Source organism: Oleiphilus sp. HI0123 (assembly GCF_001635315.1).
In genome coordinates, this window is sequence record NZ_LWGE01001651.1 from 1 (window position 1) to 524 (window position 524).

Annotated in this window: 1 protein-coding gene; it reads left to right on the top strand. The window is 44.3% G+C overall.

Annotated elements, in window-relative coordinates:
- Positions 1-20: 20 nt before the first annotated feature.
- A partial coding sequence (locus tag A3761_RS22235) for an AraC family transcriptional regulator ligand-binding domain-containing protein (RefSeq protein WP_197473179.1) occupies positions 21-524 on the top strand: 504 nt, incomplete at its 3' end.

Consider the following 524-nt stretch of genomic DNA (forward strand, 5'->3'; position numbering starts at 1 on the left):
ACTTTACCTAAGCGGACGATATGGACAAGCGAAATTCAATTTCACTGTACTATGTACATGCACTTCTGCAGGGTGCCTTGAGGGCCCGAGTCGATGTAAGCAAGGTGATGAGTGATTGCGGTCTTAGTTCAGGTATTCTCTCTGTCAGCTGCTATGGGGGGAGGGATCGTATTTCATCTGAGCGAGTATCAACACTAATTCGTTCTATCTGGCGACTAATGGATGATGAGTTCATGGGCTTTACCGATCAGCCCTGTAAACAAGGTGTTTTTGCCATCGTAGCTAAACAAATGATAAGGGAGCAAACTATTGGTGAAAGCATAAGGCGGGCAAGCTTGCTCTACAGTACCTTTAGAAACGATATCGTGCTGCAACTTGAAAATACTACGGAGGGAGCTCGTCTTATTTTTCAGCCTGTACGGCCCGAGTTGGATACTGCCAATTTCCTCGTAGAGTTTTTTTTATTGGTTTGGCATCGCTTTGCAAGCTGGCTTGTTACTGAACGATTACCTTTAAAATATGTT